Genomic DNA, 17271 nt, shown 5'->3' on the forward strand with positions numbered 1-17271 from the left:
ATTGGAAATCAATTCAGTGCGGTAGCGAGCGCGATGAAAAGCCAGGATAATGGGGGTAGGACAGAAGTTCTATTGGGAAGGACACAGTCGTGATGAGCGATCAGCCACAGAATACCAACTCCGGACGCGAGATTATCGTCGCAGTGGACGGCTCCGAGGCCAGCAATACCGCTGTTCTCTGGGCGGCCAACGCAGCGCTGAAGCGTAACCAGCCGCTGAAGCTCGTCTCCGCGTACACCATGCCGCAGTTCATGTACGCCGACGGCATGGTCCCACCGCAGGAGCTGTATGACGACCTCGAGGGCGAGGCCAACGATCGCATCGAGACCGCCCACGAGCTGGTCCGCAACTTCAACGCAGACATCAAGGTCTCCCACGCGGTGAAGGAGGGCTCCCCAGTGGACATCCTCCTGAACTTCTCCCGCGACGCCGAGATGATCGTCATGGGTTCCCGCGGCCTCGGCGGGCTCTCCGGCCTGGTCATGGGTTCCGTCTCCTCCGCTGTCGTCTCCCACGCCGACTGCCCAGTCGTGGTCGTGCGCAAGGATAGCGACGTCAGCGAGGAGTCCAAGTACGGCCCGGTCGTCGTCGGCGTCGACGGTTCCGAGGTGTCCCGCCAGGCCATGGAGCAGGCATTCCGCGAGGCAGCTGCCCGTGGTGCAAGCCTCACCGCCGTGCACGCCTGGAATGATTCCCAGTTCTATGCCTCCTACGCGGGCCTCAACGCCGGCGAGCAGGAGAAGGCCGAGCACATCGCCCTGCTGAAGCAGGAGATCGCCCCGTTCGCGGAGCGCTACCCAGATGTGAAGGTCACCGAAGTTATCGCCCGTGACCGCCCGGTTGGCGCCCTGCAGGACGAGGCTGAGGGCGCGCAGCTGCTGGTCCTGGGCTCCCACGGTCGCGGTGGTTTCCGCGGCATGCTGCTGGGCTCCACCTCCCGCGCGCTGCTGCAGTACGCGCCGTGCCCAATGATGGTCGTGCGTCCACGCAACAAGTAGGATGCTTGACTGAGTTCTTTTCCCCTGGCCTGACTACCCATGGCCGGGGGAGAACTTTATTTGATCGAAAAGAAGAGGAAGTGACCGAGGGATGGGGCCCGCCAAAAAGGCCACGGCAAAGAAAGCTGCGGTGAAAAAGACCACCGCCAAGAAGGCCACGAAGAAGGCCACCTCCAGGCGGCGTAACCGCCCGGGCCCTCGGCAGCGTCTGCTGGCCAGCGCCACGAACCTCTTCACCACCGAAGGCATCCGCGTGATCGGCATCGACCGCATCCTCCGGGATGCGGACGTCGCCAAGGCCAGCCTCTACTCCCTCTTCGGCTCCAAGGACAACCTCGTGGTTGCCTACCTCGAGGCGCTCGACCAGAAGTGGCGCGAGGACTGGGAGGCGCTCGCCAAGGATCGCGAGAAGCCGGAAGAGCGCATCATTGCCTTCTTCGACCTCTGCATCAAGACCGAGCCGGAGAATAACTACCGAGGCTCCCACTTCCAGAACGCAGCCAGCGAATACCCACGTCCCGAGGTGGAATCCGAGGTGCGCATCCGTCAGGCCGCAATGGCTCACCGCACCTGGGTCCGCGAGACCATGGCCGACCTACTCACCGAACGCTTCGGCTACACCTCCCGCTCGCTGGCAGACCAGCTGATGATCTTCCTCGACGGTGGCCTCGTGGGCTCGAAGATGAGCCGTCACGTCGGCCCGCTGGAGACCGCCCGGGACATGGCCAAACAGCTGCTGCTCACCGTCCCGATGAGCTACCACATCTAGTCTGGCTAGGAGCCTGAGCCCGCCCGTGCGGTTGCGTCGACTCTAACTCTCCGCAGCGCGGGGGATTGGGCGCTCGCTGTGGCTAGCGGCGGTGCCGGCCGGTCCGCCGCTTCTGTCTCTTAGCGACTCTCTTCTCTTCTTTCTTCTCCATGCGGCGTTGTCGCTGCAGCTCATTGTGGGCGTGGAACTCCTCCGTATACGGGTGGGTCTTATCGCTCCACACGTGAATGCCCTGCGTGATCGTCAGGGTGCACAGGTTATTCGTCAGCCAATACACGAAGACCATCACCGGCAGCGGTCCGAGCAGCCCAAACAGGATCGGCATGAAGAAGACGATCGGCAGCATCACCTTCAGCAGACCCAGAGCGAAATAGCTGAAACCCTGGTCCGGGTCCATCGTCGCCTTCGTCCGCCGGATCGAGAAGAACAGGTTCGTCGCCGTGAAGGTGCTGGCCAGCAACACCATCGGCAATGCCACCCGAAACACGCTCGCTTGGTCTGTGCCCAGGTTTGCCAGGGACTGCGCCGGCATCTGGACGTAGGTGATCAGGGGAACGCCGAAGATGCGGGCATGCATGAAGGTGTAGACGTCCTGGTCGGAAAGAGGCCCGAAACCCTGCAAATTATCCGGATCCACCACGCCGTTCGGACGCGCCACCCGCAGCAGCATGCGGTACAGGCCGACGAACACGGGGATCTGGATCAGCGCCGGCAGGCAGCCGTCCCGCATCCGGTAGCCACCCTCGAGCTGCATCTGCTTACGCCGCTGGTTGAGCTCTTTTCGCGACTCCGCGTCCGTACGCCCGACATACTCCTGGCTCAGCTGGTACAACTGCGGCCGTAGATTGGAGAGGTTACGGGAGGACCGGATCTGGCGCAGCGTGAGCGGCGCGAGCAGGCTGCGCACCGTCAGCACGAGGAAAATCACCGCGACGATCCAGGCGACGCTGGGGGCAATGCCGAAGACCTTGGTGAAAAGCACGTGCCAGAGCTTGAGCACCAGCGCAACCGGGTATTCGACGATAATCATGAAAAGAACCTTAGCGTGTAACGTAATGCGCATGAGCGACGGTAAGCACCGCCGGAAGCTGGACCCGATCAGCGTCCTTGGCGAAATCTTCGTAACCTTCGGGGTGATCGCCCTGCTCTTCGCATTCTACGAGGTGTACTGGACTGATATCTCCTCGGGACGCGAGCAGGCCATCGTGGCAGGAGACCTCGATAGCCAGTGGGATTCCCGAAACCCGCGACCACTCACGGAGCTCACCGAAGGCGCGGCTTTTGCGCGACTGCACATCCCCGCCTTCGGCAGCGACTTTAACTTCGCGGTGGTCAAGGGCACGAACGATGGTGACCTGACGAAGGGGCCGGGCCACTACCTCGATAGCCAGGGGCCCGGCGAGCGGGGCAACTTCGCGATGGCCGGCCACCGCGTCGGCCGCGGTTCCCCGTTCAACGACCTGGGCCTGCTGAAGGCCTGCGACGCCGTCGTCGTCGAGACCGCCGGATCGTGGAACATCTATCGGGTGCTGCCGATCGACGTCCCCGCCGATCAGCGCAAGGCCGCAGCGGCGAAGTGCTTGCCCGAGAAGGTTGCGGAACAGATGTCCAGCGGGCCGTATGCGGGCGTCCAGGGGCGCCACATCACCCTGCCCAGCGACATCAACGTTATCAACCCGATCCCCGGAGCCCCCGGGGTGGAGGTTGGGCCTGAGGACGCAGCCCTGCTGACGATGACCACCTGCCACCCGCAGTTCTCTGATGCGGAGCGCATGATCGTCCACGCTGTTCTCGAGAAGAAGGAACCCAAGTCCCCCGGCTTCGTGCCGGCAGAGCTCACGGAGGTCTAGACCATGTACGCCGCACTCTGGAGAATGCTGCCTGGCCCGTGGTGGGTGAAGCTAATCATCACGATCGTGGTGCTGGTCGCTATCTTCCTCCTGCTGATGGAGGTAGTTTTCCCGTATATCGGCCCAATGATGCCGTGGACGAGCGTGGCCGTGGACTAAGCCGACCGCTGGCCGAAAAGCGCATGGCCGCCCGCGGGCCCAGCCGGGGCCGGGGTTCGAGGATGGTGGGCGCGCCGGCTTAGAGCTTGAGGTTCTTGATCGTCTCCGTGGCGATCTGCTCCGCCTTGAGGGACTGTTCCTGGGCGGTGAAGACGACGACCGCGGTCTGGTCCTTCCACACAGCGTAGACGGCCCCCTCGCCGTCCTTGCCACCGCTGCGGCCACCGCTCCAGCCCTCGGGCTTCAGCGCTTTCAGGGTGGAGTCCACGGGGGCGGCGTGGTCCACGACGGCGACGGCGTCCTTGTTCGTGGTCATGTGGCGCACCATGACTTGTGCCTGGGGGACGTCCTCGTAGGACCAGAAGACGCACGCCGGCGGATCGAAGCGCCCGTCGAGGCCCGTGGCGGTCCACCGCTGGCCCGTAGTCGTCTGCAGCCACTCCCCGTCGAGATACGGGCAGCGGGTTTCGGAGTCGCCCTGCCCCACTGGTGCGGGCAGCGTATCGACGGGCAGCTCGGTGCCCTTCACGCCCTGGACCGGTTCGCCGGGCAGGAGGCCGTCCTTCGACTGCTGGGCTTCCGTGTTCTGCTCCGGCTTATCGCCACCAATTGCGGAGCAGCCCGCCATCGCAAGGGAGCCGATGAGCAGAACAGCTGCGCTGGCTCGCGCGACGGGGCGGGCTGGAGAAAAGCGAAAGGTAGAAAGCGCCATGGTCGAAATTCTAGTGTGCACAGCGCATTTTCACGAAGTGTGCTTTAGGAGTGGGCTTCGTCGTACTGATCGACAATATTCTGCGGAATGCGGCCGCGATCGGAAACCTGAAGACCGTTAGCCTGTGCCCATTCGCGGATAGCGCGGTTGCGCTCTGGGCTATTGGTGCTCTGTGGCGCGCGGCGGGCGCTGGTGCGCTGAACGCGGCGAGCGACTGCGATATAGGGAGCGAGAGCTTCCTCGAACTTCTCCCGGTTAGCGGTCGAAACGTCCATAGAGTAGGTCACGCCATCGACGGCGAACTCCACGACGTTAACGCCCTCCGCGGCGAGCGGCGCGTTGTCGATATCGTCGAAATATTGGGTGATTTCTTTGCGTGCCATTGTGTGCAGCAACTCCTGAATCGATGATTTAGGGATTTGAGAGAAATGCTACCCAATATTCGATTAGAAAGAAATGGCCATAAAAGAATGGCCGAAGATAGCGGCTAATAAGTAGCCAAGATCACGTGGTTGCTAACCACGCTTGGTAGCGATCTGCGCCTCGACGAGATCGAGCTCCTTAGATACGGATTCCAAAACTCGCTTGCGCTGATCTTCGCCCATCGAGCCAGCATTATCAATAGCCTCGATCAGAACATCCATGCGGTCATTGACGTCCTTAGCGAAGCCGGAAGGCACGCCCTTGTCCACGGACTTCTGGATCTGCTTAATGCGGGCACGCTGTGGGGCGCCGTCCGCCGGGAAGGAGCGCAGCGCAGACGCAGCAGCACCGCGATCCTGCGTGGTGACGGTGCCCTTGCTCTGCAGCTGGGTTAGCGCGCGATAAACCAGCGGAACCACCACCGGGGCGGCGACCCGCGAGGCGCCAATGAAACGCAGCACGTTGCGGGAGTTGAATCGGCCAGCCTTGAGCTGCTCGATGGAGGCCTTTGCCATCTGCTCTTCGTGCTTGCGGCGGTTCTTCAGCTCCTTAGCGTCGAGCTTGCGGACCTGCTTGGCGGTCTTGCGGAGGTACTTCTCCTTAGCCTTCTCCAGCTTCGCAGCCTCCTTGGCATCCACCTTGGCCCGAGTCTTTGCAGCCTTAAACGCAGCCTTGCGTTCGATACGGCGCTTCCGCAGATTCTTGAATAGACCCATGATTCTCCTCATTAATGCGATTAGTCGCGGTACACACACGCCAAGCCTTCGGCAGGCTTGGAAAAAATGGCTAACTCCCCACCACTTTAGCGAACGCGGGGTGGCCCGCGGGGCAATACCGGGGTGGGGCGGCTGCTGCCGGATACTGGGGGCTTTCCACGCTTCGGCCGCCGGGGTGCTCCCCGGCTAAGCTAGGGCACTTGTGAGTTACTTCGTGTCCAATCAGGCGGGGCTCAGCCCCTCCGACGTGGTTGGTTGCCGCCACCGTGCGCTGCTGCGCCGGGCGTTGGGCGGCCAGACCGCCCGCCTGTACTTGGATAGCGATTGGGAGCACCTTGCCGAGCGCGTCGCGAGTCGGATTTCAGCGTGGCGCCGGCGCTCCTTCGTCTTTGCCCAGCTACCCACCGCGCCACGGATCGGCGATAAGCTTCGCCCCACCCGCAGCGAGATCGCCGATGGAGACAACGCGGTCGAGGAAACCCTGGAGGCGCTAGCGCGCGGGGATCGTTTGATCCTCAACCCCGTCCTCGAGCACGACGGGCTCGAAGTGCAAGTGGACCTGCTCGTGCGCATGGACCCCGGGGTGGCGCTCGAGACTGCGGCCTACGCGCCGGTCATCATCACCGGGCACAACGCGACCCGCCCTGCGAAGAACCGCCACCGAGCGGATTGTCGCGTTGTCTCCGTCGACGCACTTGGATTGGGTCGCCCTGCCGCAACGATGCTGCGCCACCGCACCGTGGCTAGCGACGCCCAGCGCCTAGGGATGGCGAATATGATCCTGCTGAGCTGGGGTTTTGCCAGCTCCGACGTTGGCATCATCGGTCGCAGTCCGGGCGCGGAACCCGACGGTTCCCGCTGCTACTTCTTCGACGCCCAGCGCCTATACCCCGGGCTATTGGCTGCCTTTTCCGAGCCTGTCCCGACAGTGCCCTCCCGGGTCAAGGAGTGCCAGACCTGCGAGTTCCATAATCATTGCCGCGCTCAGTTGCTCCAGACGCAGGACATTTCGCTGCTGCTGCCAGGGGACCGAAACCGGCCGTGGCGGGATAAGGGCATCAATACGCTGCCTGCGCTCGCTGCCGCCGACGTGGGGGAGGCCAGCGCTCTGGCTGCGGCCTGGATGCGAGCTGAGGTGGCCATCCGACGGCCGGTGCAGCAGTGGTACCGCGGGCCACTGGTCCTCCCACAGGGCGAGGACGCAGTGGAGATCGACGTGGATATGGAGGCCCACCCGAGCCGTGGAACCTTCCTCTGGGGCACCTTCGACGGCCACCAATACGTGGCCTTCTCCGATTTCAGCCCCACCGGGGATGAGGGCCGCCATGTCGCGGAGTTGTGGGACTGGCTGATGTGGCGCCGGGAACGCGCACACGCCGAGGGCCGGAAATTCCTGATGTGGGTCTATGCCAAGCAGGGTGAACTCTACTGGCTGCGCCACTACGCCCGGCTCTACGGCGGCCAGGAGTACGGTAGCCCTAGCGCCGACGGCGGGCAGCGCCAGGTACGGATGCCGGCCCTGGCGGAGGTCAACGAGTTCATCCAGTCCCCGGAATTCGGCGATGTCTTCGAGTACGTCTCCCGTGGGCTGCTGGGGACCGGTTCGCTGGGGCTGAAGACGATCGCCCCGCTGGCAGGTTTCCATTTCAGCCAGGAAGGCGTGGATGGAAAGGCCGCGGTGGACCTCTTCGAGGTGGCCGTCGCCACCGGCGGGCGTACCGCCGACATTTCCCGGCGGACCCTGGAACGCTATAACGCGGACGATTGCGTGGCCACCCGCACAGTGCGCGGCTGGTTGCGCCGTGGCGCGCCGGGCATCAGCCTGGTGGAATAGGCAGTAACCAAGCCCCAAGAGCACGAAGGAGCACGCTTCAGTGGATCTTTTCGAAAGAATGAAGGCCCTCAACACAGCAGGCGCATACCGGGCACCGCGGGTCACCGCGGAGACGGCACTGGCGGGCGGCCGGCACCCGGTGCTGCCGAATCCGAAGCCACACATGGTGCTCGGCACGCCGCTCACCGGTCCCTGGCGGGAGGGCCAGGCGGAGCTCGTGGTCGGTATGGGCTGCTACTGGGGCGCCGAACGCATCTTCTGGGAAACGCAGGGCGTGGAATCCACTGCTGTCGGCTTCGCCGGCGGATTTACCCCGAACCCGACCTACCGGGAAACCTGCACCGGGCGCACCGGCCATACCGAGGCGGTGCGCATCGTCTACGACCCGCAGCGGGTGAGCACCGCCGAGCTGCTACGGATCATGTTCGAGAACCACGACCCCACCCAGGGCGACCGGCAGGGCAATGACGTCGGCTCGCAGTACCGCGGTGCGGTCTACGCCCTGGACGCCGAGCAGCTTGCCCAGGCGGAGAAGGCCGTCGAGGCGTGGCAGCCCGCTTTCACCGAGCGCGGTTTTGGTCCCATCACCACGGAAGTCGCGCTGCTGGCGGATACCCCGGCGGGCGAGTTCTACCTCGCTGAGGATGAGCACCAGCAGTACCTGGCGAAGAACCCGGACGGCTACTGCAATCACGGGCCGAATGGCGTGAGCTGCCAGACGGGTGTGCTCGGCTAGTCCCTCGGGGAGATAGTCGGGATCGCAGGGGGCTTAGCCTCCACCTGCCCGGTGACAAGAAAAACCGGGTGGGCCACGGTCTCCCGTGAACCCACCCGGTCAAAGCCCGCAGGCTTTAAAGGTAAGTCTGTGATCCAGACTTAGTTCTTCGCTGCAGCGAAACGCTCGGCGACGTCCTCCCAGTTGAAGACGTTCCAGACTGCCTTGACGTAGTCAGCCTTAACGTTCTTGTACTGCAGGTAGAAGGCGTGCTCCCACATGTCCAGCATCAGCAGCGGGGTCAGGTTGATGGAGGTCTGGCCCTGCTGGTCGGTCAGCTGCTGGATGACCAGCTGCTCGCCGATGTGGTCGTAACCCAGGACAGCCCAGCCGGAGCCCTGCAGGCCCAGCGCTGCGGAGGAGAACTGGTCCTTGAACTTCTCGAAGGAGCCGAAGTCGCGGTTGATAGCCTCAGCCAGCTCGCCGGTCGGCTCGCCGCCACCGTTCGGGGAGAGGTTCTTCCAGAAGATGGAGTGGTTGGTGTGGCCACCAAGGTTGAACGCGAGGTTCTTGGACAGCGCGCGGATCTGATCCGGGTTGGTGCCCTCCTCACGGGCCTTCTCCATAGCCTCGAGAGCAGCGTTAGCACCCTGCACGTAGGTGTTGTGGTGCTTGGAGTGGTGCAGCTCCATGATCTCGGCCGAGATGTGCGGCTCCAGTGCGTCGTATGCGTATGGGAGCTCAGGCAGCGTGTACTTAGCCATTGTTCAATCAGTCCTTCCGAATTCTTTGAAAAGGTTCTAATTATTACGAACGGCCGAACCAGTACTTTTATTCCCGCCTGGCCGTTAGTAACCAATTGTGGCGAAAAACCTGGGGCCCCGCAAGGGTGAGACGTCATTAAAGAAACACGCAAACAGCGGTGCCACGGCGAGAACGCTAGGAAAGACCGAGGAATTCCTTGATGGCCGGCATCTCGCGTCGTGCCTGCTCAAGGCCTTCTTGGTAGGCCAGGGAAAGCTTCACTGGATTGCGGTCCTGATTGCTGATATTCATGATTTCAGGAATAAAAAGATACGCCTTACCCTGCTTTTCTAGCTCGAAGAGGTAATCGCGGGTCTCGTTATAACGCACGTGCCGGTCGGCGATGGAGTCCAGCAGTGCCGGGTACTGCCCGTGCGTGCGGCGCAGCAGCCACAGTGCGCGCCCCGCCGCGGACTTCCGGTACATCCGGGTGCGGGTCATGATCACGAGGAAGCGGTCGTAGTCGTCCTGCATCGCGGCATCGATGGGGATGCCGCCGGTGGGACCGAACGCGCCGTCGAACCACGGCTGCCCGTCGACGACGGTGGCCGGCATGAAGACCGGGAGGGAGGAGGACGCGCGGGCTCGGATTAGGAAGTCCTCCGGGCTGTGGATGGACTCCCGGCCCCAGTGCTTCGTCTCGCCCGTCAGCGCGTTGAAGCCGGAGATTCGGTACTGCACTGGTGAGTTATTAAAGATCTCCCAGTCCATGCCCATCGGCTGGCCCGGCATGCCGGCCTCGCCGTAGATATAGCCCGCGTTGAAGAAGCCATCCCCGCGCAGCCAGGCCCGCCAACCGCCGAAATTCGGATCGGAAGGGAAGGTGGTGAAGGTTTTGCGCATCCGGTCGGTGGTGCGGGAGACGTAATTGGCTACGTGAGAGGTCGCCGCGGAATTGCCCGTGACGTGGGCGAAGTTCACATTTGATTCCAGCAAGGCCTCCACGAGCGCGGCGGAAAAGACCACGCGCATGGCTCCGCCTTCGAACACCAGCGAGGTGTCCGTGACATTCGGGGTTGGGGCTGCTTCGTGCACGTATCCAAGATTACCCGGCGGCTTCGTGGGGTTGAGCGCGTGGGTGCGGTGCATGCGGTGGGAAGTCGAGGGTGGGGCGTGGCGTGAGTGTGGGGTGGGATGCGGAACACGCGTGGAGCAAGCGCGGCATAAGGTGCGGTGGAAAATCCGGTAGAAAAGGGGGCGTGCAGCACGAGGTGAAAATCATTGCCCACCGTGGTGCGTCCAAGCACCGCCCGGAACACACGATCGGTGCCTACGAACTCGCGGCCGCCCAGGGCGCGGATGGCTACGAGTGCGATATCCGGCTCACCCGCGACGGCCATGCAGTCTGCATTCATGACCGCACCGTCGACCGCGTGTCTGACGGAATGGGGGCGGTGTCCCGCATGACGTTGGCGGAACTCAAGGCCCTTAATTTTGGGACGTCAACCCGGCCGGCTGGCGTGCTGGAACTGCGAGAGTTGCTGGAATTTCTGCAGGATATTCGGCACAGCGCGGGCGCTGGCCAACCCGAATTATTCATCGAGACCAAGCACCCGCATGTCCGGAGCTTGCAGGTGGAGGTGGAAATGCACCGCCAATTGGCGGCGGCGGGGCTGGCTGGCGGGGAGGGGATCTACCTGATCAGCTTCGATAGCTGGTCTTTGTGGCGCTCCCGGCGGATCAACCCGCAGGTAGAGCGCATCCAGCTGCGCCGGAAGTACCACCCGCCCACACGGCCGCTGCTGCGGGGATCGGGGATCGCAAGGCGCGCGGGGTGGTCCATCGAGCAGGCGATGGCGAGTATTCGGGGCGATCGGCGAGGTGCTCCAGCGGACTACATCTGGACGGTCGACCAGGCGGAGCAGCTGCGGTGGATCGCCCAGCGCGGGGCACGATGGGTGGCGACAAACTACCCCGGGGAGGCTGCGGGCTGGCTGCAAAACTCGGCCGGCGGAGGGGCGGGTCAGGCCTAGTTTTGCGGTGGGGTAGGGGCTTGTCTGTGAGGCAGGTTAGAATCAGCAGCGTGGCTAAGAAAAATAAGAAGAATCAGGATCTGCCCGAAGGCATGAGCCGTCGCCAGGCGAAGCTCGCTGCCCGCGCCGCGGAGCGCGCGAAGCTGCAGAGGGACGCCCGTCCGTACGCGGACTTCGCGATGGAGTCCGACCTCGTTGCGCTGCAGGAGTTCGTGCCTTCCGCCCGCGTGAAGGTTGAGGTCGAGGGTATCGACTTCCCGGTATCTCTCGTGACCGTCTTGCCGGGCGCGGTGGCGGCGATGCGCCGCGCTGCCGAGGACGGTGGCGAGGGCTTCGTCGCGCTGCAGACGCAGCGCCCGGGTGATAACCCGAACCGTGACCTCGCGTACGCGCTGAACTGGATGAAGACCGCCCAGCCGGGTGCGGCCCTCGAGGTTGGCGTGGCTGACGGCAACGAGCCGGAGCTCACCGACCTGCTGGACCCGAAGGCCGACGCAGAGATCGTCGTGGAGCAGGACTTCAACTGGTGGCTCACCGAGGAGCACCAGGACAACCCGCAGGTCGCGGCGACGCTGCAGCGCGCCAACGACTCCGTCCTGCCTTCCGAAAAGGTGCGGGGCGAGTTCAAGGGTGCCGCCTGGTGGATTGATCCGGGCGAGCGCGCCCACATCCGCTGGGTTCGCCCGGAGGATGAGAATGAGCTGCTCAATGCGCTGGCTCGCGTCCACGCTGCTGGCGAGCTGCACCTCGGTGAGGGCTCCAAGTTCGCCGGCGTGTTCCGCACCCACGGTGTGATGGTTCCGGTCTGGGACCTCGATAACTCCTGGGAGCCGCAGACCTGGCAGAAGGGCCTGGAGGCGCTCGATAAGAAGATCGCCGAGGCTTTGGCTAATGACTCGGGCCGCTTCTCCCCGGAGGAGCAGAAGGCGAAGCAGACGATCGTGTCCCGCGAGGTCACGATTCGCTAAGCCCCGGCTGGGGCCAGTAGTCCGCTGGTGGGGGGTACTCGGCCGGCGGGGCGCGCTGGCCCCGCCGCAGTAGCACGCTGAGTGGCGCGGGGACTCAGCGCGCTTTAACGCAAGCTGCTGAACAGCTGTTCGGCGGCGGCCTGATCCCAGAGCAGGACGCTGCCCGCGTAGTTATCCGCGCTGCCCGAGGTCGGTACGACCTCCTGCTTCGCGCCGCGCATCTTCACCCCGAGGCGGGCGAGGTGCCACATGTGATCGCCCTTGTCCACGGTGAGGGATTTGGCGACGCCACCGACCGTGGGGAAGAGGCGGAAGGGGTTGAAAAGCGTGCCGGGGGAGAGCATCTTCTTGCTCAGCGCGGCGAGCAGCTGACGCTGGCGGCCCGCGCGATCGAGGTCGCCGCCCGCCGAGGTATAGCGGGAGCGCACATAGCCCAGGGCATTCGGCCCATCTAGTTTCTGGCAGCCCGCGGGCAGGTTAATGCCTGCCATCGGGTCCTCGAGGGGCTCCTCGAGGCACATCTCGACACCACCGACGCCGTCTACGGCGTTGGCGAAGCCGCCGAAGCCGACCTCTGCGTAGTGGTCGATCCGCAGGCCCGTGGCCTCCTCGACCGTGCGCTGCAGCAGCGCGGGACCCCCGAGAGCGAAGGCCGCGTTGATCTTATTTTCCCCGTAGCCGGGGATGTTGACGAAGCTATCGCGCGGCAGGCTGATCATCGTCGCCTTCCCGACGAGCGGCAGGTGCACCAGGATGATCGAGTCCGTGCGGCCCTCCGATTCATCGAGCATGCCCGCGGAGAGCCGGTCGGCGGTCTCCTGGTCCAGTCCGGCGCGGGAGTCTGAGCCGACGAGCAGCCAGTTGGTGCCCGCGGTTCCGCCCACGCGGCCCTCGTAGTTTTGGAGCGCTTCTGTGCGCTGCAGCTGGGAATCTGCCCACAGCAGCGTGCCGCTGCCAATCACCAGGAAGAGCGCGAGCAGGAGCAGCAGGGCCCGGCGGATGCCGAGGCGGCGCCGTGGTCGGCGGGGGCTGCCCGCGCGACGGGGGCGACCGCGGCCCGGGTCCATGCGTTGCGGTTGGCGGCCGGGGCCACCCCAGTCTGCGCCCCGGCCCGCCCCGCCCGCGGGCTGCGGGTACTGGCGGTAACCCTCGGGTCGGGCTGTGGCCGGGCGTGGGGGCTGCTGATATGCACCACGCGGCTGTGCCTCTGGGCGCGCCGGACGGTACGCGCCTTGCTGGGGGGCTGCGGCCGGGCGCGGGGCGTAGCCCTCCCGGCGATGGCCTGGCTGCGGCGTTTCAGCCGATGGGGCCTGTCGATAGCGCGGTGGCTCGGGACGCTGGGTTCTCTCTGGACGATGGAGCCCCTCTGCGCGCTCGCTCCTCTCTGGGCGCTGGAGCCTTTCGTGGCGCCCGCGTTCGGGTCCCGGCGCCGGGGACGGGCGCTGGCCGGCGGCGTCCGGAATATTCGAGCGGACATAGCGCGGCGGGGCAGGTGTCGGCCCTGGTCCGGGAGTGCTGGACGTCGCGTTCGACGCGGGACCAGGCGCGGGGCGACGACGCACCGGGCGGCCGAAACGGTCGGTCAGGATCCTGCCATCCCGGTCGCGGGCGTATTCATCGCGTGAGTTCATGGGGACATCTTAGCGGGAGCGGTGCCACGCGGTCACGCGCACCGTCAGTAACACTGGTAACTACAGCCCCAGCCATTCCAGGTTGAGGTGGCCGTCGGCGAGGGCATAGCCCGCGAAGGCCACCGTGTCGATGAGCCCGTGGGCGACAACCAGCGGCCAGATCCGGCCAGATCCGGGCAGTGCGGCGAGTTACGCCGCAGTCTCCGACACCAGCTGCGCGAAGCGCTGCACGTAGCCTGCCACGAAATCACGGGTGGCTTCGTTATTGAAGCTTCCGTCTTCGTTGAGCAGGGTGGGGGACTGGCCAAGGAAGACTTCCGGTTGCCCCGGGGTCGGCATGTCGAAATAGGAGAGCGCGAGGCGTAAGTTCTTCTGAGAGCTATAGCCACCCATGCGTCCCACGGAGTGGCTGATGATGCCGGCAGGCTTGTTCTTCCATGCGACGTCCCCATTTGGCTTGGAGCCGATGTCTACCGCATTCTTCAGACAGGCGGGGATGGTGCGGTTGTTCTCCGGGGTGACGAAGAGGATGCCGTCGGAGTTCTTGATGATTTCTCGGAACTCGCGGTATGCCTCGGGAACGGGCAGGTCGGTGACGGCGGGGTCGTCGTAGTCGAAGTTATAGAGTGGCAGGTGGCCGATTTCTACGATCTTGACGTCCCAGCTTTTGGGGAAGAAGGTGATGGCTTGCTTCGCGATTTTTCGAGCGAAGGAGCCTGCGCGCAAGCTCCCGACCAGGACACTGACGGTGTGCTGAGAGGACATTTGTGTCTCCCTTTCTGTTCGTGGGGTGTTCTTTTTTTGGGAACCTCTGTGGGTACGTTCGCCGCTTGGGTGGCGGAAGCGGCGGCGAGTGTTGTTTGGCGGGTTCCAGGCAGTGCAGGTTGGCGACTGTGTCTAGAACTGCCAGTCGGCATCCTCGGTCTCCTCGGCGATGCCGATGATGTAGGAGGATCCGGAGCCGGAGAAGAAATCGTGGTTCTCATCCGCGCCCGGGGTCAGCGCCGAGAGGATTTCTGGGCTGACGCTCGTTTCCGAGCCGGGATAGATTGGGGTGTAGCCCAGGTTCATCAGAGCTTTATTCGCGTTGTATTTCACGAAGCGTTCTACATCCGCCATGAGGCCGAAGGGTTCGTAGAGCTCCGTGGAGTACTCCAACTCCAGCTGGTAGAGCTCCTCCAGGAGCTCGTGGGTGAAATCGGAGAGTTCCGCCGCCCGCTCCGGGTGGCGTTCGATGCCGCGCTGGAATTTATAGCCGGAGTAGTAGCCGTGGACGGCCTTGTCTCGCAGGATGAGGCGGATCATATCCGCGGTATTGCTCAGCACCCCGCGGGTGGAGAAGTGCAGCGGCAGGTAAAAGCCGGCGTAGAGCAGCACGGAGGACAGCAGCGTGGCCGAGACTTTCCGCTTCAGCGGATCCTCGCCGAAGTAGTGCACCAGCACCTTGCGGCAGCGGGTCTGCAGAACCTCGTTCTTGACCGCCCAGTCGTAGGCGTCGTTAATTGCGGGCGTGCTGGACAGGGTGGAGAAAACGCTGGAGTAGGAGCGGGCGTGGACTGCCTGCATGAAGGCGATATTGGTGTAGACGGCCTCCTCGTGTTCGGTGAGGGCATCCTGAATCTGGCTGATTTCGCCGACCGTGGCCTGCATGGTGTCCAGCAGGGTCAATCCGGTGAAGACCCGCATAGTGAGGGTTCGTTCCAGGTCAGAGAGTCTGTTCCAATCCGGCAGATCATTGGAGAGGGGTACCTTTTCAGGCAGCCAAAAGTTCGCGGTGAGTCGGAGCCAGACTTCGAGGTCTTTTTCGTCCTGCACTCGGTTCCAGTTGATGGGGCGGATAGGGGTGTGCAGGTCGGTTTTACTCTTGGGCGGGGTGATTGAGCTTTCTAGGATTTTCTTCATTGAACTCCTTGTAGCTGGTCGGGGTGGGTTTAATCGTTTCTGTCGTTTCTGGGGGGTTGCATGTATTAGGCGTTTTCTTTGCCCTGCTGTGCCCAGAAGGCGTCCAGTCCATTGCGAACCTTCTCGACGTCCTCGTCGGTGCCGAGGAGCTCGAAACGGTAGAGCTCCGGTACTCCGCATTTGCGGGAAATTACAGGACCAGCGATGCAGTAATGCTCCCCAAAGTTCGTATTCCCACTGGTGATTACTCCCCTGATTAGGGCACGGTTTTCTGGGATGTTGAGGAACTGGATCACCTGCTTGGGTACGGCCCCATTGAGCGCTCCGCCGCCATAGGAGGGCAGCAGAAGAACGTAGGGGGCGTTGACTCGGATCATGCCTTCGAGCCTGGGTCTCAAGGGGATGCGCAGTGCGGGGCGTTCCAGGCGTTGAATGAAGCGGTGGGTGTTTTCGGAAGCGCTGGAAAAGTACAGAAGATCTGGGGTTTCTTCTTCTGCTCCAGGTGTGGACGTCGATGTCATGGCGCCATAATACATGACGACGTAACAAATAGATACCACGCGACCAAGTTGTAACTACGGTGCGTCGAACTTATGCTTGTGGCGTGGAGATACCCCGTCGAAGGGGAGCACTTCGTTCAATCCTCACCCGGGGATTGCGGCACTCTGGAGTGGGGTTTCTACCGCATTTTCAGTGCCAGCACCGCCGAAAAAGAAGGTGAAACTAATGAGAGAACATCCATCTGTACAACGCCACGGTTCCTGGATTGAGAGCATCGCCGTCACAGAACTTCTTCACGACGGCAATCACGCTGAGGCCAAGGAGTTGATTGATAGCTCTGCCTCTCCCGATGAGGTGGTGGGAGATGTTCTGCATTTGTTCTCTCTCTTTTTAAGGCTGCAGAGTGGGGCTCACCCCGAGGAAGTTTCCAGCTTCTTCGAGGCCAGCATGGCTGTTGGTCCGCCACCGATCTTCGGTACCCGCCCCCGCCTGACCTAAGATCCCCGCGCGGTCGTTAGTTCCTGGTTGGGCGCAACACCCAAATTGCCCCCAGAGCGTCTTCGCTGAGGGGAAAGCTTTTTTTACCCGTCACCTGGACCAACACTGAGCCGCTAAAGGGGGCGCCCTGATCCCAGCTGACCTGCATTCCCACCCCCAGGTCCTGGGACTCAAAGAACCGCAGCAGTTCCGAGTTATCGTCGGCAATCCGCACCACCTGGCCCAGCTCGCCCGGAGCTAAGGCGGTCAACGGGGTGGCGTCCGGCATCGCGACCTGACCATCGGCGGAAGGAATCGGATCCCCGTGCGGATCGGTAGCTGGATTGCCCAGCACGTCAGCGAGGCGTTCCACCAGGAAATCGGAGACCGCGTGCTCGAGGTTCTCCGCCTCCGCGTGGACCTGATCCCAGCGGTAACCGAGCGTGTTGAACAGGAAGGTTTCCAGCAGGCGGTGGCGTCGCACCATTGTGAGAGCGACCCGGCGCCCCACGTCGGTGAGGGTAACCTCCCCGTAGGGGGCATGATCCACGAATCCCTGCTCGCGGAGCTTCTTGATCGCATCCGAGGCCGTGGACAGGCGCACCCCGACTTGGGAGGACAGGGCTTTGGCGGTCACGGGGTTCGCACTCCACTCCCGGAGATTCCAAATAGCTTTCAGATAGTCCTGGCTGCTCGTGGAGAGTGAGGCGATGATGGAGGCAAGTGCCTCCGGGTTTAGCGACTGGTTCTGAGTGAAGGGGTCAGCCTGATCAGGAAGGGGATTTTCGGCCTTCTGGCCTGCAGTATTCTCCGGGTGCATGGCCCTTAAGCCTAGCAGC

The 17271-nt window shown here is 63.5% G+C and carries 20 protein-coding genes and 1 pseudogene; 9 read left to right on the top strand and 12 right to left on the bottom strand.

What is annotated here, in order from left to right; genetic code table 11:
* Nucleotides 1-92: 92 nt before the first annotated feature.
* A complete protein-coding gene (locus CU_RS00585) occupies nt 93-998 on the top strand; it encodes a universal stress protein (protein ID WP_012359378.1) in 906 nt (301 codons plus the stop codon).
* A gap of 91 nt (nt 999-1089) precedes the next feature.
* A complete protein-coding gene (locus tag CU_RS00590; protein ID WP_012359379.1) occupies nt 1090-1767 on the top strand; it encodes a TetR/AcrR family transcriptional regulator in 678 nt (225 codons plus the stop codon).
* A gap of 82 nt (nt 1768-1849) precedes the next feature.
* Here CU_RS00590 and yidC read toward each other — a convergent pair whose 3' ends face one another.
* On the bottom strand, nt 1850-2797 hold the full coding sequence (yidC, locus tag CU_RS00595; RefSeq protein ID WP_012359381.1) for a membrane protein insertase YidC: 948 nt from the start codon (nt 2795-2797) through the stop codon (nt 1850-1852).
* On the opposite strand from yidC, the gene CU_RS00600 reads away from it, so the two are divergent.
* Nucleotides 2796-3617, top strand: a complete 822-nt coding sequence (locus tag CU_RS00600) for a class E sortase (RefSeq protein ID WP_012359380.1) — start codon at nt 2796-2798, stop codon at nt 3615-3617. The genes yidC and CU_RS00600 overlap by 2 nt on opposite strands.
* A gap of 3 nt (nt 3618-3620) precedes the next feature.
* The gene (locus CU_RS10755; protein ID WP_012359382.1) at nt 3621-3776 is read left to right on the top strand and encodes a hypothetical protein; all 156 of its coding nucleotides are present in this window, start codon (nt 3621-3623) and stop codon (nt 3774-3776) included.
* Nucleotides 3777-3855: 79 nt separating this feature from the next.
* Here CU_RS10755 and CU_RS00610 read toward each other — a convergent pair whose 3' ends face one another.
* From CU_RS00610 to CU_RS00620, 3 genes are all read right to left on the bottom strand, one after another.
* The gene (locus CU_RS00610; protein ID WP_012359383.1) at nt 3856-4488 is read right to left on the bottom strand and encodes a DUF2020 domain-containing protein; all 633 of its coding nucleotides are present in this window, start codon (nt 4486-4488) and stop codon (nt 3856-3858) included.
* A 44-nt stretch (nt 4489-4532) separates the two neighbouring features.
* Nucleotides 4533-4871: a histone-like nucleoid-structuring protein Lsr2 gene (locus tag CU_RS00615; RefSeq protein ID WP_012359384.1), complete on the bottom strand. Its 339-nt coding sequence runs from the start codon at nt 4869-4871 to the stop codon at nt 4533-4535.
* A 132-nt stretch (nt 4872-5003) separates the two neighbouring features.
* Nucleotides 5004-5627: a DUF6474 family protein gene (locus CU_RS00620; protein ID WP_012359385.1), complete on the bottom strand. Its 624-nt coding sequence runs from the start codon at nt 5625-5627 to the stop codon at nt 5004-5006.
* Nucleotides 5628-5829: 202 nt separating this feature from the next.
* On the opposite strand from CU_RS00620, the gene CU_RS00625 reads away from it, so the two are divergent.
* Together CU_RS00625 and msrA are read left to right on the top strand one after the other, a co-directional pair.
* Nucleotides 5830-7461, top strand: coding sequence for a TM0106 family RecB-like putative nuclease (locus tag CU_RS00625; protein ID WP_012359386.1), 1632 nt, complete (start codon nt 5830-5832; stop codon nt 7459-7461).
* Between the two features lie 40 nt (nt 7462-7501).
* Nucleotides 7502-8197 (top strand): peptide-methionine (S)-S-oxide reductase MsrA, encoded by a 696-nt coding sequence (gene msrA / locus CU_RS00630; protein WP_012359387.1) that lies wholly within the window; start codon nt 7502-7504, stop codon nt 8195-8197.
* 140 nt (nt 8198-8337) lie between these two features.
* On the opposite strand, the gene CU_RS00635 is transcribed toward msrA, so the two are convergent.
* Both CU_RS00635 and CU_RS00640 read right to left on the bottom strand, forming a co-directional pair.
* Nucleotides 8338-8940, bottom strand: a complete 603-nt coding sequence (locus CU_RS00635; protein WP_012359388.1) for a superoxide dismutase — start codon at nt 8938-8940, stop codon at nt 8338-8340.
* 175 nt (nt 8941-9115) lie between these two features.
* On the bottom strand, nt 9116-10069 hold the full coding sequence (locus CU_RS00640) for a patatin-like phospholipase family protein (RefSeq protein WP_012359389.1): 954 nt from the start codon (nt 10067-10069) through the stop codon (nt 9116-9118).
* Between the two features lie 110 nt (nt 10070-10179).
* Here CU_RS00640 and CU_RS00645 point away from each other — a divergent pair, with 110 nt between their 5' ends.
* Nucleotides 10180-10953, top strand: a complete 774-nt coding sequence (locus CU_RS00645) for a glycerophosphodiester phosphodiesterase (RefSeq protein ID WP_231837700.1) — start codon at nt 10180-10182, stop codon at nt 10951-10953.
* Nucleotides 10954-11003: 50 nt separating this feature from the next.
* Nucleotides 11004-11921: a DUF5926 family protein gene (locus tag CU_RS00650; protein WP_041628437.1), complete on the top strand. Its 918-nt coding sequence runs from the start codon at nt 11004-11006 to the stop codon at nt 11919-11921.
* Between the two features lie 104 nt (nt 11922-12025).
* Here the strand turns inward: CU_RS00650 and CU_RS10250 are convergent, their stop codons facing one another.
* The 5 genes and pseudogenes from CU_RS10250 to nrdI form a co-directional block, all read right to left on the bottom strand.
* Complete coding sequence (locus CU_RS10250) at nt 12026-13552, bottom strand: LCP family protein (RefSeq protein ID WP_012359392.1); 1527 nt, start codon at nt 13550-13552, stop codon at nt 12026-12028.
* A 60-nt stretch (nt 13553-13612) separates the two neighbouring features.
* Nucleotides 13613-13723 (bottom strand): annotated as a pseudogene (locus tag CU_RS11105) (CPBP family intramembrane glutamate endopeptidase); the annotation flags it as partial.
* An 18-nt stretch (nt 13724-13741) separates the two neighbouring features.
* Nucleotides 13742-14317, bottom strand: coding sequence for an NADPH-dependent FMN reductase (locus CU_RS00660; protein WP_012359393.1), 576 nt, complete (start codon nt 14315-14317; stop codon nt 13742-13744).
* 132 nt (nt 14318-14449) lie between these two features.
* Nucleotides 14450-15454, bottom strand: a complete 1005-nt coding sequence (gene nrdF / locus CU_RS00665; protein WP_012359394.1) for a class 1b ribonucleoside-diphosphate reductase subunit beta — start codon at nt 15452-15454, stop codon at nt 14450-14452.
* Between the two features lie 65 nt (nt 15455-15519).
* A complete protein-coding gene (nrdI, locus tag CU_RS00670; protein ID WP_317209580.1) occupies nt 15520-15975 on the bottom strand; it encodes a class Ib ribonucleoside-diphosphate reductase assembly flavoprotein NrdI in 456 nt (151 codons plus the stop codon).
* Between the two features lie 205 nt (nt 15976-16180).
* Between nrdI and CU_RS00675 the strand changes: the two genes are divergently transcribed.
* Nucleotides 16181-16453, top strand: coding sequence for a hypothetical protein (locus tag CU_RS00675; protein WP_012359396.1), 273 nt, complete (start codon nt 16181-16183; stop codon nt 16451-16453).
* 16 nt (nt 16454-16469) lie between these two features.
* On the opposite strand, the gene CU_RS00680 is transcribed toward CU_RS00675, so the two are convergent.
* On the bottom strand, nt 16470-17252 hold the full coding sequence (locus CU_RS00680) for a metal-dependent transcriptional regulator (RefSeq protein ID WP_012359397.1): 783 nt from the start codon (nt 17250-17252) through the stop codon (nt 16470-16472).
* Nucleotides 17253-17271: the final 19 nt, after the last annotated feature.

This window comes from Corynebacterium urealyticum DSM 7109 (assembly GCF_000069945.1).
Classification (GTDB): domain Bacteria; phylum Actinomycetota; class Actinomycetes; order Mycobacteriales; family Mycobacteriaceae; genus Corynebacterium; species Corynebacterium urealyticum.